The organism is Ruegeria atlantica, assembly GCF_013032455.1.
Taxonomy (GTDB): domain Bacteria; phylum Pseudomonadota; class Alphaproteobacteria; order Rhodobacterales; family Rhodobacteraceae; genus Ruegeria; species Ruegeria atlantica_B.
On the sequence record NZ_WQCF01000003.1, the window covers coordinates 212,755 to 233,832 of the forward strand.

Consider the following 21,078-nt stretch of genomic DNA (forward strand, 5'->3'; position numbering starts at 1 on the left):
AGAATGCCCCGTCATGTCCGGTCAAAGATAGCCCGACATAGCCGGGCCGCCACCTGCAATGCTGACAGTCAGACCGACCCAAGGCAAGCAGCGATCACCGGAAGTTCAAAAGGTTCAACGCTTACTGCGCGCCATAAAGGCCAGACGCTCGAACAAATGAACGTCCTGCTCGTTCTTTAGCAGGGCACCGTGCAGCTTGGGCAGGGCGTTGGCACCGTCACGTTTAAGGTCCTCGGCGGTCAGATCTTCGGCCAGAAGCAGCTTTAGCCAGTCCAACACTTCCGAGGTGGAAGGCTTCTTCTTCAGCCCCTGCGTTTCGCGAATTTCATAGAACTGCGTCAGCGCGGTTGTCAGCAGCGCATCCTTGATGCCCGGATGGTGGACTTCGACGATCCGGCGCATCGTGGCTTCGTCCGGAAAGCGGATGTAGTGGAAGAAACACCGACGCAGGAAAGCGTCGGGCAGTTCTTTTTCATTGTTTGAGGTAATGATGACAATGGGGCGGTTCTTGGCGCGGATCGTTTCACCAGTTTCGTAGACATGGAACTCCATTTTATCGAGTTCCTGCAAGAGGTCGTTGGGAAATTCGATGTCGGCCTTGTCGATCTCATCAATCAACAATACGACCTTTTCGTCGGCTTCGAACGCCTGCCAAAGTTTACCCTTGCGGATATAGTTCGATACGTCATGCACGCGCTCTTCACCCAGCTGACTGTCGCGTAGACGACTGACCGCATCATATTCATATAGGCCCTGTTGCGCGCGGGTGGTGGATTTCACATTCCACTCGATCATGCGCAGCCCCAGCGCTCCGGCCACTTGCTTGGCCAATTCGGTTTTGCCGGTGCCGGGTTCACCTTTGACCAGCAGGGGGCGTTCCAGTGTCACAGCGGCGTTCACCGCAATGGTCAGGTCATCGGTGGCAACATATTCTGCCGTGCCTTGGAAACGTGCGGTCATGGGCCCCTCGTGTGGTTTCGCGCAATCTGTGCTGTTCGGGTTACAGAGGGGCGATGATTTTGACAAGCGGGCCACCGCGTCACGCGATGCAATTTTCGTAGCGACTCCAATCTCTTTTGTGTGATTCGGGACCCTTTGAGTGCCGCTCTGGTTGTGGTTTGCCCAAGTTTCGCCTGACATTTTTCACAGAAAAACAAGGTTTTGCTGTTACATGTCTCATATTTAGACAAGTCGATGCCGTGGCGTTTCAACACGACGTTTGTGTAGTGACATTCATACGCGCGTCGGATAAACGCACGGCAGAAGGGAGTGCCAAATGTCAGGTGAATCAATCGCAACCGACGTTTTTGGCCAAACCGAGGGAGCAAAAATGAAGCAGGAAGTTTTTCTGCCGGAGGATTACCGTCCGGCCGAAGATGAGCCTTTCATGAATGACCGACAGCTTGAGTATTTTCGCCGCAAGCTGCTGGATTGGAAGACTGAATTATTGGCGGGCAGCCGCGACACGATCGAAGGGCTGCAGGACAACACCCGTAACATTCCGGACGTTGCTGACCGCGCGAGCGAGGAAACCGACCGCGCGCTGGAACTGCGCACTCGGGACCGTCAGCGTAAGCTGGTGGCCAAGATCGACTCGGCCCTGCGCCGTATCGATGAGGGTGAGTATGGCTATTGCGAGATGACGGGCGACCCGATCTCGCTGAAACGTCTGGACGCGCGTCCGATCGCCACAATGACGCTTGAGGCGCAGGAACACCACGAGCGCCGCGAAAAGGTCCACCGCGACGATTGATCGCTGGGAAATTCGGGAAAACTCGAACGCCGGGGCCTGTGGCTTCGGCGTTTTTGCGTTAAGCCGATGCCATGAATATCGACAGTCTGAAATTCAGTATTATCGGCGGCGGAATAGGGGGGCTAGCGGCTGCTTTGGCGTTGCAGCAACGCGGGGCGCAGGTGACTGTGCTAGAGCAAGCCCCGGCATTGACCGAAATGGGCGCGGGTCTCCAGATCAGCGCAAATGGGACGACGGTTCTGCGGGCGCTGAATGTAGTTGGGCAAGTGCCCGAGAATGGTCAGATCTCCCATGGTACGGTCTTGCGCGACTATCGCCGGGGCCGGAATATCAGTCATATTCCCACGCCTGCTGCCGGGCAGACCTATTACTATCATCGAGCGGACCTTCTGGATTTGCTGCACCGCGCGGCTGTGGCGGCCGGGGTCGAAATCCGCCTTGGCGCGCGGGTTGAGAAAGTTGTCAAACATCCTGGCGAGGCGGAGGTGGTTCTTGAGAATGGCGCGCGGTTCCACTCGGATTGTGCCATCTCAGCGGATGGGGGACGCAGTGCGATCCGTCCGATCCTGAATGGGGTCGAAAATCCTCAGTTTACGCATCAGGTGGCGTGGCGTGCGATGGTTCCATGGTCACACCGAGACCACTCACCACGCGCCTCACTGACGATGGGGCCGGGGCGCCACGTGGTGACCTATCCGTTGCGCGATCAATCCCTGATGAATGTCGTGGCGATCGAGGAGCGTTCGGACTGGCAGGAAGAGGGGTGGCGTCTACAGGGTGACCCGAACGAGCTGCGTCAACGATTTGCCGATTTCGGTGGCCCGGCGCGTGACATTCTGGCCGATGTGACAGAAACACATGTGTGGGCCCTGTTCTTGCGTCCTGTTGCGAAAAACTGGCAGGACGGACGCCTTGCCTTGCTTGGCGATGCCGCGCATCCCACGCTGCCTTTCATGGCGCAGGGTGCATGTCTGGCGTTGGAGGATGCCTGGTTTCTGGCCCGATCTTTCGAAGAACAACCCGGAGTGACCCAAGCCTTGGCAGCCTATGAAGCCCACCGTCGATCCAGAGCCAAACGAGTGGTTGACGCCGCGGGCGCCAATGCGCGTAATTTCCATTTGCGCGGCCCAATGAGATTGGCGGCGCAACTGGCACTGATGGCGGTTGGTCCGCGTCTGGCTCAAAAATATGAATGGATTTACAGCTACGACGCGACCGCCTGAGCGCTTACAGATCGAGGTCAATCCAAACCGGCACGTGGTCCGATGGCTTTTCATGCCCGCGCACGGCAGCGTCAATCTGGCAGTCCCGCATTAAATCAGCTGCCTGTGGTGTCAGCAGAAAATGGTCGATGCGTATACCATCGTTCTTGTTCCAAGCTCCGGCCTGATAGTCCCAAAAGGAATAATGGCCGGGGCCACGAGTGCGGGCCCGGAACGCCTCGGTGAAGCCCAGGTTGAGAATTTTGCGGAACGCCGCACGACTTTCAGGACGAAACAGGGCGTCCTCACGCCAGGCATCAGGGCGGGCCGCATCCTCGGCTTGAGGTATAATGTTGTAATCCCCCGCCATCAGCGCCGGTTCCTCAGCAGCCATCAAATCGCGCGCGCGCTGATACAGTCGCTCCATCCAGGCCAGTTTGTAATCGTATTTCGGTCCGGGAACGGGGTTGCCATTGGGCAGGTACAACCCGCAGATTCGCAGCGCCTGCTTGCCAATCACCGTGGCCTCTATCCAGCGCGCCTGTTTGTCATCTTCGTCGCCCGGCAAGCCACGAGACACGTCTTCCAGCGGCAGCTTTGACAGGATCGCCACGCCGTTGAAGCTCTTCTGGCCATGCGTTTCGACGTTATATCCGCGCTCTTCAAACATCTCGCGTGGGAAATTTTCGTCGATTGATTTGATTTCCTGCAGCAGTACCACGTCTGGTTGAGCTTCATCCAGCCACCTTGGCAGAGCTTCGGCTCGCGCTTTGATGCCGTTGATGTTGAACGTGGCGATTTTCATGCGCGCTCCTCCGCTGGCTTGTCGCAACCTATCGCCCAGAACTGGTCCAACGGCAAGTCAGTTGGCGGGTTAGCGAGGCTCTGCCTCGCGCTCCGGGATATTTTTAGCCAGATGAAGAAACGGATTTTTAACCATTTTTGCGGAAAAATTGTAAGGCGGAACAGGCGGGGACGCCGATGGCCGCGCCAGGTGAAGCTCTCTGGCTTTGGTCAGAGAGCGGATCCCTCCTTCATCTGGCTGAAAATATCCTGGGGGTGTGGGGGCAAAGCCCCCACTGGCGATTACATCGAGAAAGACGTGCCGCAGCCGCAAGACGAGGTGGCGTTTGGGTTTTCGATCACAAACCGCGCGCCAATTAATTCCTGAGTGAAATCGATTACCGCATTTTCCAGAAATGGTAGAGAAACTGAATCTACAATGACTTTCTGGCCCTTGCCCTCAAGAACCAGATCATCCTCCCTCGGTTCGTCCAGCGCGATTTCATATTGAAAACCTGAACATCCGCCGCCTTCCACAGCGACACGCAGGGCCTGACCCTGATCCGCCGCACCGATTTCGGCCAGCCGATCAAAGGCGCGTTCCGTGACTGTTGGGGGCAGATTCATGCCGGACTCCAAAGGTTTATTTATTGAACAACCTACAATATATGGAACCTTAAGACAGGCGACAAGGACAAGACCTTTGGAAAGAGCGGGTTTTGCCTCGGACCCAGGCCGCGCAAGAGGGCGGCTTGTGCCAGAAGAGGAAAGCAGTTTTCGGTCATGTTTTCAGCGTGACCGGGATAGGATTATTCACGCCAGCGCGTTTCGGCGGCTGAAACACAAAACTCAGGTATTCGTAGAGCACGAAGGCGACAGTTATCGCACGCGTTTGACCCATTCGATAGAAGTTGCGCAGGTGGCGCGGACGATCGCCGGTGCTTTGGGTTTGAACCCGGAACTAACCGAGGCCGTGGCGCTCGCGCATGATCTTGGGCACACACCGTTTGGTCACACCGGAGAAGATGCCTTGCACGCCTTGATGGAGCCATATGGCGGTTTTGACCACAACGCACAGGCTATTCGGATCGTCACCAAGCTGGAGCGTCATTATGCGGATTTCGACGGCTGTAACCTGACTTGGGAGTGTCTAGAGGGGATCGCCAAGCATAATGGGCCGGTAGATGGGGAATTGCCCTGGGCTCTGGCCGAGTGCAACGAAGGTTTTGATCTGGAATTGCACACCCATGCCAGCGCCGAGGCGCAGGTTGCCGCGCTCTCCGATGACATCGCCTACAACAACCATGACCTGCTGGACGGGCTGCGGGCCGATCTGTTCACCGATGATGACATTCAGCAATTGCCTATTGTTGGCGACTGCTATGCGGAAGTTGACCGCAAGTATCCCGGTCTGGATCCGTATCGCCGCCGGCATGAAGCGTTGCGGAGGGTTTTTGGTGTCATGGTTTCGGATGTGATTGACACTTCGCGTGATCTCATGGCGCAGTCAGGGGCACAGACGGTCGAGGATATCCGGCATTTGGGCTATCCAGTGATACAGTTTTCAACTGGCCTCTGGGCGCAGCTAAAGGAAATCCGCGCCTTCCTGTTTTCGAGAATGTACCGCGCGCCCAGCGTGATGGAGGTGCGGGCCGAGGTCAGCGCGGTGGTGCAGGAGCTGTTTCCGATCTACCTAAACGACCCAAGGCAGATGCCTGCGCGCTGGCATGGGGATATCGAGGCGGCGCAAGATGAAACCGCGCTGGCGCGGATCGTGTCGGATTACATTGCCGGTATGACGGATCGCTTTGCCTTGCAGGATCACGCGCGGTTAACTGGTCGGTAGTTATTCGATCTCAATGTAGGCCAGAGCCCAGACTTGCTGACCCGCCTGTTTCTGCGCCAGATCGGCATCGTCAGTCGGAGGGAAAACAATCATTGTCGGACCATAACCTCCGATACCCATCGGAGTATCGTCCGCATGTGTCGCCACGATGGGTTGATGCGCTTTGATGCTGTCCCATGGAATTTCCGACTGATAGCCATCCATTGCCATGGGCCTTGCGGTTTTCCCTTCGGCTCCGGCCATGATCATCACATCGGACAGGAGCGGGCCGGAAAAGGCAATGTCGCGCTTATTGCCCTCGGGGCCGTAGGTGATGGTGATTTCCACCTGCTCGAGGCCGTCCAGTATTGATGCGTCAAAACCGGCGGCTCCGTCGTGTTGCACGTCGAGGTGGCCCAACAAGCCGCCATCATTTTCGTCGCGCGCGGGCAGGTTGGTTTCCGTAACTGCTCCGCCCAGCGTCAACAGAACATGACCTTGCGGCGCAGGCATCTCGGCCCAGACCGGCATCGAGGTGGTCAGGACAAAGGCAAGAGGCAGAGCTAGGCGCATGAACGATCTCCGGGTTGGCAACTTTTTGTGACCTTAGCCTCGTTTACAGCTAATCCAAGCGGAAACTGATCGCTTCCATTGACCTTGCCGCTTTGCGTGGTAAACCGCCGAGCAAGCAAAAGGACATCCGAAATGAACCTGTTTTCCGAGATCCGCGGCCTCGTACTGGACGCGCTGGCACAGATGCAGTCCGAAGGCGCGCTGCCCGAGGGGCTGAGCTTTGACAACGTGGCGGTCGAACCGCCGCGCGACGCCGCGCATGGCGACATGGCGACAAACGCGGCGATGGTGCTGGCGAAACCGGCCAAGATGAAGCCGCGCGACATTGCCGATGTGCTGGCCGGAAAACTGGCCGCCGATGACAGGATCACCAGTGCCGAGGTGGCCGGGCCGGGCTTTTTGAACCTGCGTCTTGCGCCGTCGGTCTGGCAGGGCGTGCTGGCAGCGGTGCTGGAGAAGGGCACCGAATATGGCCGCTCGACCATGGGGCAAGGGCAGAAGGTTAACGTCGAATACGTATCCGCCAACCCGACCGGTCCGCTGCATGTGGGCCATACGCGCGGCGCTGTGTTTGGCGATGCTCTGGCGAGCCTGCTGGCCTATTCCGGCCATGACGTAACACGCGAATACTATATCAACGATGGCGGCGCGCAGGTGGATGTATTGGCGCGCTCGGCCTATGAACGCTATCGCGAGGCCAATGGTCTGAGCCCCGAAATTGCCGAGGGGCTGTATCCGGGCGATTACCTGATCCCGATCGGGGAGGCGCTGAAAGAGAAATATGGCGACAGCCTGATCGACAAGCCGGAAAGCGAGTGGCTTGCGGATCTGCGCAACTTTGCCACTGATGCAATGATGGACCTGATCCGCGCCGACCTGAAGGCGCTGGGTGTTGAGATGGATGTGTTTTTCTCGGAAAAATCGCTTTATGGCACGGGCCGGATCGAGGCTGCGCTGGAGTCGCTGACCGAGAAAGGCCTCATCTACGAAGGCGTTCTGGAGCCGCCCAAAGGCAAAAAGCCCGAGGATTGGGAACCGCGCGAGCAGACCCTGTTCAAATCGACCGAGCACGGCGATGACGTCGACCGCCCGGTTAAGAAATCGGACGGCAGCTGGACCTATTTCGCCCCCGATATCGCCTATCACTATGACAAGGTGACCCGAGGGTTTGATGCTCTGATCGACGTTTTTGGCGCGGACCATGGCGGCTATGTCAAACGGATGAAGGCGGCTGTCTCGGCCCTGTCTGATGGCAAGGTGCCGCTGGACATCAAGCTGACCCAGCTGGTGAAGCTGTGGAAGAATGGCGAGCCGTTCAAGATGTCCAAGCGGGCAGGGAACTTTGTTACCCTGCGTGACGTGGTGGATCAGGTTGGCCCTGACGTGACCCGTTTCGTGATGCTGACCCGCAAGAACGACGCACCGCTGGATTTCGATTTCGACAAGGTGCTTGAGCAAAGCCGCGAGAACCCCGTGTTCTACGTTCAATACGCCCATGCCCGCGTCATGAGCGTGCTGCGCCGCGCTGCCGAAGCCGGGATTGCCGCCGATGATGCGACCCTCGCCAGTGCTGACCTCAGCAAGAACGATCACGCCTCTGAGCTGACCGTGGCCAAGAAGCTGGCCGAATGGCCGCGTTTGGTTGAGATTGCTGCCCGCACCAACGAGCCGCACCGGGTTGCCTTCTACCTGTATGAGCTTGCGGGCGACTTCCACGCATTGTGGAACAAGGGCAACGATGAAACGCAATTGCGTTTCATTCAGGATGGCGATGTTGTCACAAGCCAGTCAAAAATCGCATTGGCCCGGGCTGTTTCTGTTGTGATTTCAGCGGGCTTGGGTATTCTTGGCGTTACTCCAGCGCAGGAGATGCGGTAACAAATACCGCCCGACGCGCCGGTACGAGGTAGGCAAGAAATGACCCGCGCGCCTTATTTTCAGGCGTGATTCGGGCGGTGAGGCGGACATGGCACGTTACGATTACTCGGGGCAAATCAGCCCCGAGCAGATGCATTACACGAATCAACCGCATCCGCAGGATGCGTATGATTATTCCGACGACATGCACGAGTATGAAGAGGCACCGCGCGCAGCGGGGCTGGGTCGTATCGTAAACGCGCTGGGCGCGGTTGCGTCCCTTGCTTTGGTCGCCGGGATTGGTGTCTGGGGCTATAAGTTGGTGATGCGTGATGTCAGCGGCGTACCGGTTGTGCGCGCCATCGAAGGGCCAATGCGCATCCAGCCAGAAAACCCCGGTGGAACACCTGCGGACCATCAGGGTCTTGCTGTAAATGCGGTGGCTGCGGTTGGAACTGCTGCGCCCCCGGCAGATCGCCTGATCCTAGCACCGCGCCCTGTTTCTCTGACGGATGAGGATACGCCAGTTGATGCACTAAAGCCCACTCCGGCCGTGCATGTGGTTCAGGAAGAGATTTCCGATCAGGAAGCCGCCCAACTGCGCCAGAACACGGTTGATGCTCTGGTCGCTGAATTGGCGGGCGAGGATGCCAAAGCCGAAGAACCTGCGGAAGAAGGCGTGCAACTGGCCGCTTTGGCTTTGCCCGAAGACGAACCTGCTATTGATCCTGCTGATTTGGCCGCGCAATTGCCCGATCCGGAACTGGCCGCGCTGCCGGGTGTCCGTCGATCCTTGCGACCGATCACGCGCCCGGCGCGTTCAACATCCAGCGGTATTTCCCCCAACAGCAGCACTGAAGATGCAATCAACGCTGCAGTAAAAGCGGCCGTTGGTCTGGACATAGACCCCAACACCCTGTCCAAGGGTACGCGCATGGCGCAATTGGGGGCTTATGAAAGCTCGGACATAGCGCGCGCTGAATGGGATCGTTTGAATGGCCGGTTCTCTGAGTATATGGATGGAAAGCAACGGGTTATAGAAAAAACTTCACGTGGGGGGCGGACTTTTTATCGCCTGCGTGTGCTTGGCTTCGATGACCTGAGCGATTCACGCCAGTTCTGTGCTGCGCTTGAGGGGCAAGGCGCCGATTGTATCCCGGTGGCCGCCAGGTGAGCTTTGGCGCGGCGATCACCGACGCCGAAGGCCTGCGCCTGACGGATGAGGAAAAGAGCCTGTTCAGCGATATGAACCCGTTTGGGTTCATTTTGTTTGCCCGCAACATCGATACCGCCGACCAGGTCCGTGCTTTGTGTGATGACTTCCGCGAGGCCGTGGGCCGCAATTGCCCGATCACCATTGACCAAGAGGGTGGTCGGGTACAGCGCCTGCGCGCGCCTTTGGCGCGGGAATGGATGCCGCCCCTGGATCATACCGAAAGGGCTGGGGATCAGGCAGAGCGCGCGATGTATCTGCGGTACCGTCTGATAGCGAATGAGCTGTTCGAGCTGGGCATCGACAGCAACTGCGCCCCGATGGTCGATCTGGCGCGCGAGGATACTCATAAGTTTCTGAAGAACCGCTGCTATGGTTCTGACCCCAAAACGGTTTCCGGGCTGGGGCGCGCGGTGACCAAAGGGCATTTGGATGGCGGAGTTCTTCCTGTCATAAAGCACATGCCGGGGCATGGTTTGTCGACGCTGGACAGCCACCACGACCTGCCGCATGTGGACTTGCCGCTGGATGCGCTGGAACAAGCAGATTTCGCACCCTTTCGCGCATTGAATGACCTGCCAATGGGGATGACGGCGCATCTGGTTTATGACCAGATCGACCCTCAACCGGCGACAATCTCGTCAACGATGATCGGCCTGATCCGCGAGAAGATCGGCTTTAAGGGTCTGATTATGACCGACGACATCTCGATGAAGGCGCTGAGTGGCGCGCCCGAAGAAATCGCCCGTCAGGCGCTGACCGCCGGATGCGATGTGGTTCTGCATTGCAATGGCTCGTTTGAAGCCCGCGCCAAAGTATTGGAGGCTGCCGGTGAAATGACTGATCCGGCACAAAAACGCGCAGAAAAAGCGTTGGCAATGCGGCAGAAGCCTGTGGAACTTGACATCCAAGCCGCCGAGGCGGAACTATCTGCCCTAATGGGCGGGCAGGTATATGAACGATAATCTTTTCAGCGAAGACCCGGTCTCGGTCGCGGATCGGCTGGCCGCCGAGGCGCTGATCGTTGATGTTGACGGCTTCGAAGGCCCGTTGGACGTGCTGCTGACTCTGTCGCGCACGCAAAAGGTCGACCTGCGCAAAATCTCGGTTCTGGCGCTGGCGCAGCAATATCTGGCGTTTGTGGAAAAGGCCCGCGCGCTGCGGATCGAACTGGCGGCTGACTATCTGGTGATGGCCGCATGGCTGGCGTTTTTGAAATCCCGACTGCTGCTGCCCCCCGATCCGGATGACGAAGGCCCGTCGGGTGAGGAACTGGCCGCGCATCTGGCGTTTCAGTTGGAACGCCTGCAAGCCATGCGCGACTCTGCCGCTCGCTTGATGGCGCGGGATCAGCTTGGCCGTGACTTCTTCAAGCGAGGGCAGGCCGAGGATGTCACTCGCATCCGAACCGTAACTTACTCGGCTACCCTGTTGGACTTGATGCAGGGCTACGCGCGTATCCGCACCCGTGACGAGTTCCGCCCGTTCGTGATGGACCGGGATTCGGTGTTCACGATGGAACAGGCGCTGGAACGGATGCGCCCCCTGATCGGCTTTGCGGGCACCTGGACAGATATGGAGACCTATTTGCCTGACGGTTGGGATGCTGACCCGGTCCGCAGGCGTTCGGCCACCGCAGCGACTTTTGCGGCCTCGCTGGAACTGGTGAAAGAAGGACATATGGAGATGAAGCAGAGCGAGACCTTTGCCCCGATCCATCTGCGCAAGAGGACTGACACACGTGACTGACGAACCGCAAGACGAAGGCACCGGCACCCTGTTCGAAGCACCGCCCTTCGCGGAGCAGGAACGCATGGTTGAGGCCGTGTTGTTTGCTAGTGCCGAACCGGTTTCGATTGGTGACCTTGAGGCGCGGATGCCTCATGGCAGCGACGCGGCGCAAGCTGTAGAATTGCTTCAGAAACGCTATGAAGGTCGCGGCGTACGTGTTGTGCGGGTGGGTGAGGGTTGGGCTATCCGAACCGCGCCTGATCTTGGTTTTTTGATGCAGAAGGAAACGGTCGAGACCCGCAAGCTTAGCCGCGCCGCGATCGAGACGCTGGCCATCGTGGCTTATCACCAGCCTTGTACCCGCGCCGAGATTGAGGAGATTCGGGGCGTCTCGGTTTCACGAGGGACCATTGACCAATTGCTGGAAATGGAATGGATCAGGCTGGGCCGCCGTCGCATGACGCCGGGTCGCCCGGTGACGTTTGTGGTGACGCCGCAATTCCTTGATCATTTCGGCCTGGAGAATGCCCGCGACTTGCCGGGGCTCAAGGAACTGCGAGCCGCTGGCCTGTTGGAGAACAGGCCGCCTCCGGGTGCAATTCCGCTGGGCGAAGGGCGCGAGGATGAGGAAGAGGAAGATCAGACCGAACTGTTCGAGGAAGAGTGATCGAGCAGCCCTTTTTGCTGTCACTGGGTTCCCCTATGTTGAGGCTGAGGAAACGGAGTCGAGCAATGAACGCCAATCGGATTATCGACATGATCGTGCGTCAGGTCATGCGCCGCCTTGTCAATAAGGGGGTGGACAAGGGGTTTGACATGGCCAGCCGGATGGGCGGTCAACCTGACGAACCCAACCGTGCGAAGAGTAACGGGCCGCGCCCTTCGCAGCACCTGAAACAGGCGCAACGGATCACCCGGCAGATGCGGCGATTTACAAAGTTCTGATCAGCTAACCGCTTTGAAGTGTTTGGACAGCTTCAGCCCCTGTCCCTGATAGTTTGACGCAATGCCCGCACCGTAAAGCTGCGTGGGCATCTCGGCCATCTTTTCATAGACCAACCGACCGACGACCTGACCGTGCTCTAACACGAATGGGGCCTCATGGCAGCGCACCTCCAGCACGCCGCGCGAACCGGCGCCTCCGGCGGCAGCGTGGCCAAAGCCGGGATCGAAGAAACCTGCATAATGTACCCGAAACTCACCTACCATCGCCAGATAGGGGGCCATTTCGGCCGCATACATCGGCGGGATGTGCACGGCCTCGCGGCTGACCAAAATGTAGAACGCGCCGGGGTCCAGAATGATGCGGCCGTCCTTGGTGCGCACCTCTTCCCAGTATTCTTGGGGCTCGTATTCTCCGATACGGTCCAAGTCGATCACGCCGGTGTGCGGTTTAGCGCGATAACCGACGAGATCGGTATCGGGCAGTTGCAGGTCGACTGAGAAACCCAAGCCGTCTTGTATAACAGCTGGCCCATCAACCAAAGGTGAATCGTTGTGCAGCGCGGTCAGTTCTGCATCGCTGAGAACCGCCTGACCCTCACGGAATCGAATCTGGTTCAGCCGCATTCCGGGTCGCACCAGAACCGAGAAGGAGCGGGGGCAAATTTCGGCGTAGATAGGTCCGGTATAGCCTGCCGGCACTCGGTCGAACTCGGTACCACCATCGGTAATGGTGCGGGTCAGAAGGTCCAGCCGCCCGGTCGAGCTTTTGGCGTTGGCCACCGCAGTTACACTATCGGGCAGGGCCAGCGATTCCATCAGCGGCACCAGATAGACGCAACCTTTTTCAAGCACGGCGCCGTCCGAGATATCGATGCGGTGCATTTCGAATTCGCTCAACCGATCTGCAACCGATCGCCCTTCGCCTGCCAGAAACGATGCGCGGACGCGGTAAGCCACTGTTCCCAGACGTAAATCAAGGCTGGCGGGCTGAACCTGAGCCGAGATGACCTCGGGGTTGGCGGTGATCTCACCGCGTTCAATCATCGCTTCGATCTGTTGGTTTGGGCATACACCTGTCATTCCGATCCCCCCTGATGCCAGAGCGGGATCTGGCCTGTCTGCCATAAACGTCGGTGTGATTTGGTCGGGCTAGCAGGACTCGAACCTGCGACCTTCCGTCCCCCAGACGGACGCGCTACCAGGCTGCGCCATAGCCCGACGTTGAGGTGTTCATAAAGACTTTCCCGGCAGGGGCAAGAGGAAATCATCGCCTTTTTTCTTATCCCGCCGTTCGGTTTTCAATGCGGTTCAAGACGGCACGCAGGTCTTTTGCAACCGGCGCGATCTGTTTCAACAACTGATCGTCGAAATCCGTTCGTTGCCAGGCCCGCGTTGCGATCCCACCCATCAGAGGTGCCTCATTCGCAAATTCTGGTTCAGCCTTCTCAGCGGGCTCTTCCGGCTTTGGATCAGGCGTTTGCGACGATGCGGCAGGAGACTTTGGCGCGGATTGTGAGGCTGTAGTTTCACCAAGGTCCAGTTTGATCTGTTCGGTTGCTGGTGCAGGCTTGGATGCAAAAGGAACAACCACATTGTCCTGTGTCCGGGCGATCGGTTCAGCCGATTCTTCCAGCCCCTGAGACAGCGAGGCGACGTGGTTCACACCCTGTTCGCGCAGGATGCGCTGAACGCCTTTAATAGTGATTCCGTCCTCGTGCAGCAATTTCTTGATGCCACCCAGTAAACGCATGTCATTGGGCCGGTAATAGCGCCGGCCCCCCGCACGTTTTACTGGTTTGACCTGATTGAAGCGGCTTTCCCAAAAGCGCAAAACATGAGCCTGGACGCCGAGCCAGTCCGCAACTTCACTGATCGTGCGAAAGGCGTCGGGGGACTTGCTCATGACCGTGCCGTCCCGATCTTACTTGCGATTCCCTGCGGCGACGCGATCCTTCATCAGGTGCGACGGGCGGAAAGTCAGGACGCGGCGAGGCTGAATAGGTACTTCTTCGCCAGTTTTGGGGTTACGACCGATGCGAGCAGTTTTGTCCCGAACGCTGAAGGTGCCAAAAGACGAGATCTTCACCTGTTCACCACGCACCAAGGCGTCGGACATGTGGTTCAGAACGCTTTCTACCAGCTGTGCACTTTCATTGCGTGACAGGCCGACCTCGCGGAAGACAGCCTCGCTCAGATCCATTCGGGTCAGTGTTTTATCGCCCATACCATTTCCCCTGTTGATGCCGTAGAATACGGCGAGGGGAAATTCACTGTCAATATCAATGAATTGCAGGACGGTGTGTAAGCCGAATTGCGCCGGTTACCAGCGCAGAACAACCGCACCCCACGCCAGGCCACCACCGATTGCCTCGGTCACGATTAGATCGCCTTGCTTGATTTGACCGCGCTGCTTGCCCACGGACAGCGCGAGGGGAATAGACGCTGCCGACGTGTTACCATGATCCTGGACGGTGACGACGACGTTTTCCATCGGCAGGCCCATTTTCCTAGCAGTGCCTTGAATAATACGGATATTCGCCTGATGCGGCACGATCCAGTCGACGTCTGAACTGTTCAGACCGACGGTTTCCAGCGCGGTTTCGGCCGTTTTGGCCAGTTTTTCCACGGCATGGCGGAAAACCTGATTGCCCTGCATGCGCAAATGGCCGGTCGAATGGGTCGACACACCGCCGTCCACATAAAGCAGATCCTTGAAACGCCCGTCCGAGTTCAGGTCGGTCGCCAGGATGCCCCGATCCTGCGCAGAGCCTTCGCCGTCTTGCAGTTCCAGCACCAGCGCGCCAGCGCCATCGCCGAACAGCACGCAGGTCGACCGATCCGTCCAGTCCATGATTCGCGAGAAGGTTTCGGCCCCGATGACCAGAACGCGTTTGGCCTGACCAGACAGGATCAGGGCGTTGGCATTGGTCAACGCAAAAACAAATCCGGCGCAGACGGCCTGAACGTCAAAGGCGAATCCCTTGGTCATGCCCAGCTGTGCCTGCACCATGGTGGCGGCGGACGGAAAGGTCAGATCGGCGGTTGAGGTGGCCACAATGATGGCGTCAACATCTTCAGCCGTTAGCCCCGCATCGGCCAGCGCGGCCTCAGCTGCCTTTGTGGCTAAATCCGAAGTGGTTTCCCCCTCGGCAGCGAAATGGCGTCGCTCAATCCCAGAGCGGGTCTTGATCCACTCATCCGTTGTATCGAGTGTCTTTTCAAACTCGGAATTCGGAACAATGCGCTCTGGCAAATAGTGTCCGACACCTACGACAACTGAACGGCCTGCCATACTGGGGTACTGCCTTTTTTGTTATTCGCCGGCTTTTGGCGGCGTGTGGGCGGCATCTTGTGCAAGCTCGGCTGTCGATGCAACCCGTGCCGCCAATTTTTCAGCGAAACCAGACTGGGCCAAAGTAAAGGCCAGTTTGACTGCCGCAGAGACTCCGGTGGCATCCGCGCCACCATGCGATTTGACCACGGTTCCATTTAGGCCAAGAAAGACCCCGCCATTCACACGGCGCGGGTCGATGCGCTTTTTTAAGCGCTGCAATGAAGTGATGGCCAGGATCGAAGCAAGGCGCGACAGCGGAGAATACTTGAACGCCTGACGCAGCAGATCGCCAATCAGGCTGGCCGTACCTTCGCCGGTCTTAATAGCGACGTTTCCGGTAAACCCATCGGTTACAATAACATCTGCTTTGTCACCGGGTATGTCACTGCCTTCGACAAAGCCCACAAAATCGAAGTTTGCCCGCTCTGCGAAATCTGAAATCATCGCGTGTGCTTCTTTCAGCTCGGCCCGACCTTTGTGTTCTTCGGTGCCGACATTCAACAGGCCGATCCGGGGGCGTTCCAGCGCCATACCATTGCGCGCATACGAGGCACCCATAAGCGCATATTGCAGAAGATCCTTGGCGTCGGCACGCACATCTGCGCCCACATCCAGCATCACATTGAAGCCTTGCGGGTTGCGCGAGGGCCACAGAATCGCAATAGCCGGACGGTTCACGCCCGGTAATTTACGCAGGCGCATCATCGACAGCGCCATCAGCGCGCCGGTATTGCCGCAGGACACGGCGCCATGGGCTTCGCCTTTGCGTACGGACTCCAGCGCCGACCACATCGACGTGTTCTTGCCGTTGCGCACAACCTGGCTGGGCTTGTCCTCCATCGTGACTACATCCGGACAATCACGAAAAACGACGCGCCCCTGAAGGACACGCCGTTTGGCGACAAGTTTGCGCAGCGTTTGCTCAGGCCCGTGCAGGATGAATGCGATTTCGGGATTTTTGTTTGCCGATGTGGCAATGCCCGCAACCACGGTTGCGGGCCCCGAGTCTCCGCCCATAGCGTCAACCGAGATGGTAATCCGTCCGGCCTGCGAGGGCTGTTCTGTCATGCCTTGCCTGCGCGTTTTAGAAGCTTAGGCCGCGTCTTCGTCCAGGTCGATTTCGTCGGCCTGTGCGACGACTTCGCGGTCATCGTAGTGGCCGCAGGACGCGCAGACGTGGTGCGGGCGCTTCAGCTCACCACAGTTTGCGCATTCGTTCGGGTTTGCAGCAACCAGAGCGTCGTGCGCGCGGCGGTTGTTGCGACGCGACTTGGAAACTTTGTTCTGTTGGACGGCCATGGTCTCAACCTTTGTCTACTGAGGGCCAACAGATTCGCTGTGGGCCGGGTTTCATTCTTCGTTTTTCTCGTGGTTTGACGCGCGTTTAGGGGACGAGCCCCGCAATGTCCAACCCAAATTCCGATGAGCGCGCGAAAATACTGCGATTCTCGACATGTTCAAGCGATTTTTCTGAGCGCCTGCTATGACAGGAAAACAGACCTATGTCACTCGTCTTTTTTCAGTGCGTCACGCAAACCGGCCAGACCGGAAAAGGGTTTGACATCCTCGTCCGTCATTGCTTGTTTGCCGGGTTCGGTAAAGTCGGCTTGTCCCAGTTCCGCGCCATCCTTGCGCGGGTATTGGGGCAGGGCCAGCGATAGGGCCTCGATCATGACAAGGGCGGGGTCGATCTCAGCGCCCAGCTGTTCGGTGTCATCATCTTCGGGGATTTCGAATTCAGGTTCTTCGGGATCGACCCAGTCGGCCACAAAGGTTCGCGTCACAGGAATGTCGATCCGCGTGGTCACAGGTTCAAGTGTGACGACGCAAGGTTGAATTACTGTCGCGCCCAATTTGCCGGTCAGCACCCAGTCGCGTTTACCCTGTGCCCTGACGTCACCCACAAAGCTGAGTTTGCGAAGACCCAACAGACCTAGTTCATCTTTTATAGCCTCCAATGCCTTGGCGTCAGAACGCAAGTCAAAGGGGGTTGATGCATTTTGGGGCAGGTCGGCCACCCGCAGAGATGTCTGGTTGCTCATTTGTGACCCTTTCCTGTGTTGAACCGGGGCTGCGGTTTGATGTAAGCGGATAGGGCCCGCAAAGGGCCAAGGCAAGAGGGTGTAAATGTTGAAGGTTGTGAACAGGTTGAAACCGGCGTCGAAAACGCTCGTCTTTGCGGCCTGTTTGGCAGCGACCACGGCATGTACGCCGGTCTTCAATAATCACGGATATATTCCTGCACCTGAAGAACTGGCCGAAATCAAAGTAGGCGTCGACACCCGCGACAGTGTGCTTGAAGCGGTCGGGGCGCCCAGTTCGTCCGGCGTAGTGCGTGATTCCGGTTTTTACTACGTTCGCTCGCGCGTTCGTCATTACGGCCCGAAAAAACCTGAAGTAGTCTCGCGCGAGCTGGTGGCGATCAGCTTCGATGACCGGGGTGTTGTCCGCAATATCGAACGGTTCGGGCTTGAAGACGGAATCGTCGTTCAGCTGGATCGCCGCGTCACCGAATCGTCAATTGAAAGTTCGGGCTTCCTGCGTCAGCTGCTGGGCAACATTGGCAACTTCAATCCGGCCAATATCCCAGGAGCCAGCGAGTAACAGCAAGCCACACCTTGCGATCGTCATACGACAGTCACACATTGTGGATAGGGACGCGGCAAGAGAAATCGGGTCAGCAGCCGAGGAGGATGCGACCATGACACTATTGCTTGGCAAAGGCCGGTATCGTGCGCGTTTGGCGCAGTCACCTCAGGATGTGGCAGCGGCGCAGGTACTGCGCACGCTGGCTTTTGGAACAGAGCAGACTGATCAGGACGATTTTGATCTGGTCTGCGAACATATTCTGGTTGAAGACATGCAGCACGAAGGGCAGCTGGTTTGTTGCTTTCGCATGCTGACGATGGACAGCGGGGCTGAGATTAGCCGGAGCTATTCTTCACAATTCTATGATCTCTCCGTGCTCGAAGGTTTTGAGGAGCGGATGGTCGAGATGGGGCGGTTCTGCATCCATCCCGATTGGACCGACCCGGACATTCTGCGTGTCGCTTGGGGGGCGATGACAGCCTATGTCGATCAAAACGGGGTTGAGATGTTGTTCGGCTGTTCCTCTTTTGCCGGTACAGAGACCGAGGAATATCTTGATGCCTTCGCCATGCTGAAGCACCGGCATCTTGCGCCGAAACGCTGGCTGCCGCGGGTAAAGGCGCCGGATGTTTTTCGTTTTGCCGCGCGTCTGCGTCGCAGGCCGGATGCGAAAAAGGCGATGCTACGGATGCCGCCCTTGCTGCGTACTTATCTGATGATGGGTGGTTGGGTCAGCGATCATGCCGTGGTGGACCGGCACATGAATACCCTGCATGTCTTCACCGGGCTTGAGATCGGCGCGATTCCCCCAGCCCGAAAACGTCTGCTGCGGGCGGTCGCCGGGTGATTTGAGTATTTTTGAAAAGGTGAAGCAGAGGCGTTGACGCATTGTGTCTGCCGGTTTAGCTGGCGGACATGGCGAGAATTCCTTTGTTGCAGATGTCCGGTATTTCCCTGACCTTCGGGGGCGATCCGGTATTTTCGGAGCTGGACCTAGTGGTGCAGCCAGGCGACCGTGTCGCTTTGGTGGGGCGGAACGGGTCGGGCAAATCCACCCTGATGAAAGTGATGGCTGGGCTGGTTGAGCCCGATCACGGCGACATCGTAATTCCGCCAGGGGAATCCGTTGGTTACATGGAACAAGACCCGACCATGGAAGGCTTCGCCACGTTGGGCGACTATGCCTCAAGCGGTCTGGAGCCGGGTGAGCTGTACAAGGTCGAACGCGCCGGTGAGGGGCTGAAGTTTGATCCATCCCGCGCGGTCGAAACCGCCTCGGGTGGGGAAAGGCGGCGGGCGGCGCTGGCCAAGTTGATGGCCGAAGCACCTGACCTGATGTTGCTGGATGAGCCGACCAACCATCTGGATATCGAAGCGATTGCCTGGCTGGAGCGTGAGTTGGGGGCGACTCGAACTGCCTATGTCCTGATTTCGCATGACCGCGCATTCCTGCGGGCGCTGACACGTGCGACGCTGTGGATCGACCGCGGCATGGTGAGGCGGCAGGAACAGGGTTTCGATGCGTTCGAATCCTGGCGTGACAAGATTTGGGACGAAGAGGATCAGCAGAGACACAAACTGAACCGCCTGATCAAGTCCGAGGCGAAATGGGCCGTTGAAGGTATCAGTGCGCGTCGGAAGCGCAATCAAGGCAGGGTACGCGCCTTGCAGGCGTTGCGAGCCGAGAAAGCGGCGCAGATCAAACGTCAGGGCTCGGCGGCGATGACGCTCGAGGCCGGGCCTAAATCCGGGCGTAAGGTGATAGAGGCCAAGGGTTTGGCCAAGTCTTTTGACGATCAACAGATCGTGCGGAATTTCGATTTGTTGGTACAGCGCGGCGACAGGGTGGCCTTTGTCGGCCCCAACGGTGTTGGCAAGACGACGCTGCTGAAAATGCTGCTGGGGCAGGAGCAGCCGGATGAAGGCTCGGTGGCCTTGGGCACCAATCTGGAAACTGCTGTTTTTGACCAGACCCGTGCGCAACTGGACCCCGAGATGAGCCTGTGGGACAGCCTGACCGGCGACCCTGAGATGCGGGTTTCGGGTAAGGCCGATCAGGTCATGGTCGGCGGTCAACCAAAGCACGTGGTCGGCTACCTCAAGGAATTCCTGTTTGATGAACGGCAGGCGAGAGCGGCTGTTAAGTCCCTGTCGGGCGGCGAAAAGGCGCGGTTGCTGCTGGCCAAGCTGATGGCCAAGTCCTCGAACTTGCTGGTGCTGGATGAACCGACCAACGATCTGGATGTCGAAACTCTGGACCTGTTGCAGGAACTGCTGGACGATTATGACGGCACTGTTCTGCTGGTCAGCCACGATCGGGATTTTCTGGACCGGGTCGCCACCACGACGATTGCGATGGAAGGCAATGGTCGCGCAACCGTTTACGCGGGCGGGTGGTCGGATTACGTTGCGCAGCGGGGCGATGTATTTGAGAAGAAGGCTGAAAAAACAAAGGCATCCAAACCGAAGGTAAAGCAGGAAAGTCAGCCTAAATCGGGTCTCTCATTCTCGGAAAAGCATCGTCTTGAGAAGCTGCCCGCCGAAATCGCCCGCCTTGAGGCCGAGATCGGCAAGCTGGAAGAACTCATGTCTGACCCCGAACTGTTCACGCGCGAGCCGGTTAAGTTCAAGAAGGCGACCGAAGCGCTGGTGGAGCGGCAGGAAAAACTGGCAGCGGCAGAGGAAGAGTGGTTGACGCTTGAGGAAAAGGCCGAAGAAGCCTAGGGGCGGTCAAGCAACCGGGCAGGATTGCCGACTACCGTTTCTTGGGCAGCAACGTCCTTGGTGACGACGCTGCCTGCGCCTATGGTGGCGTTGTCGCCGATGGTGATGCCGGGCATCAGGATGGCACCGCCGCCCACCCAAACATTCCGACCAATAGTCACTGGTAGACCGATTTCCAGCCCCTGCGCGCGCTCAGCTGGATCCTTGGCGTGCTGGGCGCAATAGATCTGTACGTGAGGGCCGAACATCGTGTCGTCCCCGATCTGCACCGGCGCGGTATCCAGAACTACACATCCTGCATTGAAATAAACCCGTGCGCCAAGGTGAATGTTCAGACCATAGGCGCAGTGAAAAGGCGCTTCGAGAAAGCAATCAGGGCCTGTGCTGGCGAACAGGGCATTTAACTCTGGCGCCATACCCCCCCGAGCGTCCGGTTGGCAGGTGTTGTGCGCATGAACTGCTCGCCGGGCTTCCGCGCGCAATTCATTCAATTCCGCGTCAAGGCAGCAATACCACTGCCCGGCCTGCATCTTTTCCCGCTCGGTCATA

The 21,078-nt window shown here is 58.1% G+C and carries 24 protein-coding genes and 1 tRNA gene; 12 read left to right on the forward strand and 13 right to left on the reverse strand.

Annotation, left to right across the window (positions count from 1 at the left end; translation table 11 throughout):
• Positions 1-114 precede the first annotated feature (114 nt).
• Positions 115-960 (reverse strand): AAA family ATPase, encoded by an 846-nt coding sequence (locus tag GOW93_RS07905; RefSeq protein WP_170382904.1) that lies wholly within the window; start codon positions 958-960, stop codon positions 115-117.
• Positions 961-1,330: 370 nt separating this feature from the next.
• Here GOW93_RS07905 and dksA point away from each other — a divergent pair, with 370 nt between their 5' ends.
• Together dksA and GOW93_RS07915 are read left to right on the forward strand one after the other, a co-directional pair.
• Positions 1,331-1,753, forward strand: coding sequence for an RNA polymerase-binding protein DksA (gene dksA / locus GOW93_RS07910; protein WP_170382906.1), 423 nt, complete (start codon positions 1,331-1,333; stop codon positions 1,751-1,753).
• Between the two features lie 71 nt (positions 1,754-1,824).
• Positions 1,825-2,976: an FAD-dependent oxidoreductase gene (locus GOW93_RS07915; RefSeq protein WP_170382908.1), complete on the forward strand. Its 1,152-nt coding sequence runs from the start codon at positions 1,825-1,827 to the stop codon at positions 2,974-2,976.
• Between the two features lie 4 nt (positions 2,977-2,980).
• Here GOW93_RS07915 and xth read toward each other — a convergent pair whose 3' ends face one another.
• Both xth and GOW93_RS07925 read right to left on the reverse strand, forming a co-directional pair.
• Positions 2,981-3,760 carry an exodeoxyribonuclease III gene (gene xth / locus GOW93_RS07920; RefSeq protein WP_170382910.1) on the reverse strand — a complete coding sequence of 260 codons (780 nt, stop codon included), beginning with the start codon at positions 3,758-3,760 and terminating at the stop codon, positions 2,981-2,983.
• A 281-nt stretch (positions 3,761-4,041) separates the two neighbouring features.
• A complete protein-coding gene (locus GOW93_RS07925) occupies positions 4,042-4,365 on the reverse strand; it encodes a HesB/IscA family protein (protein ID WP_170382912.1) in 324 nt (107 codons plus the stop codon).
• A 76-nt stretch (positions 4,366-4,441) separates the two neighbouring features.
• Here GOW93_RS07925 and GOW93_RS07930 point away from each other — a divergent pair, with 76 nt between their 5' ends.
• A complete protein-coding gene (locus GOW93_RS07930) occupies positions 4,442-5,584 on the forward strand; it encodes a deoxyguanosinetriphosphate triphosphohydrolase (RefSeq protein ID WP_170382914.1) in 1,143 nt (380 codons plus the stop codon).
• Here the strand turns inward: GOW93_RS07930 and GOW93_RS07935 are convergent, their stop codons facing one another.
• Entirely contained in the window at positions 5,585-6,136 is a 552-nt protein-coding gene (locus GOW93_RS07935) for a hypothetical protein (RefSeq protein ID WP_170382916.1), read from the reverse strand. It abuts the gene before it with no gap.
• A 132-nt stretch (positions 6,137-6,268) separates the two neighbouring features.
• Between GOW93_RS07935 and argS the strand changes: the two genes are divergently transcribed.
• The 6 genes from argS to GOW93_RS07965 all read left to right on the forward strand — a co-directional run bounded on the left by argS (position 6,269) and on the right by GOW93_RS07965 (position 11,882).
• Positions 6,269-8,014 carry an arginine--tRNA ligase gene (gene argS, locus GOW93_RS07940; protein ID WP_170382918.1) on the forward strand — a complete coding sequence of 582 codons (1,746 nt, stop codon included), beginning with the start codon at positions 6,269-6,271 and terminating at the stop codon, positions 8,012-8,014.
• Between the two features lie 88 nt (positions 8,015-8,102).
• Positions 8,103-9,167: an SPOR domain-containing protein gene (locus GOW93_RS07945; RefSeq protein WP_170382920.1), complete on the forward strand. Its 1,065-nt coding sequence runs from the start codon at positions 8,103-8,105 to the stop codon at positions 9,165-9,167.
• A complete protein-coding gene (nagZ, locus tag GOW93_RS07950) occupies positions 9,164-10,171 on the forward strand; it encodes a beta-N-acetylhexosaminidase (RefSeq protein WP_170382922.1) in 1,008 nt (335 codons plus the stop codon). The genes GOW93_RS07945 and nagZ overlap by 4 nt, the downstream gene beginning before the upstream one ends.
• Positions 10,161-10,955, forward strand: coding sequence for a segregation and condensation protein A (locus GOW93_RS07955; RefSeq protein ID WP_170382924.1), 795 nt, complete (start codon positions 10,161-10,163; stop codon positions 10,953-10,955). The genes nagZ and GOW93_RS07955 overlap by 11 nt, the downstream gene beginning before the upstream one ends.
• Positions 10,948-11,604 carry an SMC-Scp complex subunit ScpB gene (gene scpB, locus GOW93_RS07960; protein WP_170382926.1) on the forward strand — a complete coding sequence of 219 codons (657 nt, stop codon included), beginning with the start codon at positions 10,948-10,950 and terminating at the stop codon, positions 11,602-11,604. The genes GOW93_RS07955 and scpB overlap by 8 nt, the downstream gene beginning before the upstream one ends.
• A 65-nt stretch (positions 11,605-11,669) precedes the next feature.
• Positions 11,670-11,882, forward strand: a complete 213-nt coding sequence (locus tag GOW93_RS07965) for a hypothetical protein (protein WP_170382928.1) — start codon at positions 11,670-11,672, stop codon at positions 11,880-11,882.
• Here GOW93_RS07965 and GOW93_RS07970 read toward each other — a convergent pair whose 3' ends face one another.
• The 8 genes from GOW93_RS07970 to GOW93_RS08005 form a co-directional block, all read right to left on the reverse strand.
• Entirely contained in the window at positions 11,883-12,962 is a 1,080-nt protein-coding gene (locus GOW93_RS07970) for a 2'-deoxycytidine 5'-triphosphate deaminase (RefSeq protein ID WP_170382930.1), read from the reverse strand. It lies immediately after the preceding gene.
• Between the two features lie 61 nt (positions 12,963-13,023).
• A tRNA-Pro gene (locus GOW93_RS07975) sits at positions 13,024-13,100 on the reverse strand.
• Positions 13,101-13,161: 61 nt separating this feature from the next.
• Positions 13,162-13,785 (reverse strand): MerR family transcriptional regulator, encoded by a 624-nt coding sequence (locus tag GOW93_RS07980; RefSeq protein ID WP_170382932.1) that lies wholly within the window; start codon positions 13,783-13,785, stop codon positions 13,162-13,164.
• Positions 13,786-13,803: 18 nt separating this feature from the next.
• Complete coding sequence (gene ihfA / locus GOW93_RS07985; protein WP_008755922.1) at positions 13,804-14,106, reverse strand: integration host factor subunit alpha; 303 nt, start codon at positions 14,104-14,106, stop codon at positions 13,804-13,806.
• 96 nt (positions 14,107-14,202) lie between these two features.
• On the reverse strand, positions 14,203-15,174 hold the full coding sequence (locus tag GOW93_RS07990) for a beta-ketoacyl-ACP synthase III (RefSeq protein ID WP_170382934.1): 972 nt from the start codon (positions 15,172-15,174) through the stop codon (positions 14,203-14,205).
• Positions 15,175-15,195: 21 nt separating this feature from the next.
• Positions 15,196-16,284, reverse strand: coding sequence for a phosphate acyltransferase PlsX (plsX, locus tag GOW93_RS07995; RefSeq protein ID WP_170382936.1), 1,089 nt, complete (start codon positions 16,282-16,284; stop codon positions 15,196-15,198).
• Positions 16,285-16,308: 24 nt separating this feature from the next.
• Positions 16,309-16,515: a 50S ribosomal protein L32 gene (rpmF, locus tag GOW93_RS08000; RefSeq protein WP_037316137.1), complete on the reverse strand. Its 207-nt coding sequence runs from the start codon at positions 16,513-16,515 to the stop codon at positions 16,309-16,311.
• Positions 16,516-16,721: 206 nt separating this feature from the next.
• On the reverse strand, positions 16,722-17,258 hold the full coding sequence (locus GOW93_RS08005; protein WP_170382938.1) for a YceD family protein: 537 nt from the start codon (positions 17,256-17,258) through the stop codon (positions 16,722-16,724).
• 85 nt (positions 17,259-17,343) lie between these two features.
• On the opposite strand from GOW93_RS08005, the gene GOW93_RS08010 reads away from it, so the two are divergent.
• The 3 genes from GOW93_RS08010 to GOW93_RS08020 all read left to right on the forward strand — a co-directional run bounded on the left by GOW93_RS08010 (position 17,344) and on the right by GOW93_RS08020 (position 20,529).
• Positions 17,344-17,820, forward strand: a complete 477-nt coding sequence (locus tag GOW93_RS08010; RefSeq protein WP_170382940.1) for an outer membrane protein assembly factor BamE — start codon at positions 17,344-17,346, stop codon at positions 17,818-17,820.
• A 97-nt stretch (positions 17,821-17,917) separates the two neighbouring features.
• Complete coding sequence (locus tag GOW93_RS08015; RefSeq protein WP_170382942.1) at positions 17,918-18,652, forward strand: GNAT family N-acetyltransferase; 735 nt, start codon at positions 17,918-17,920, stop codon at positions 18,650-18,652.
• Between the two features lie 68 nt (positions 18,653-18,720).
• Positions 18,721-20,529 (forward strand): ABC-F family ATP-binding cassette domain-containing protein, encoded by a 1,809-nt coding sequence (locus tag GOW93_RS08020; protein ID WP_254443491.1) that lies wholly within the window; start codon positions 18,721-18,723, stop codon positions 20,527-20,529.
• Here the strand turns inward: GOW93_RS08020 and GOW93_RS08025 are convergent.
• Positions 20,526-21,077, reverse strand: coding sequence for a sugar O-acetyltransferase (locus tag GOW93_RS08025; protein ID WP_170382944.1), 552 nt, complete (start codon positions 21,075-21,077; stop codon positions 20,526-20,528). The two genes, GOW93_RS08020 and GOW93_RS08025, sit on opposite strands and share 4 nt — an antisense overlap.
• Between the last annotated feature and the right edge of the window lies 1 nt (position 21,078).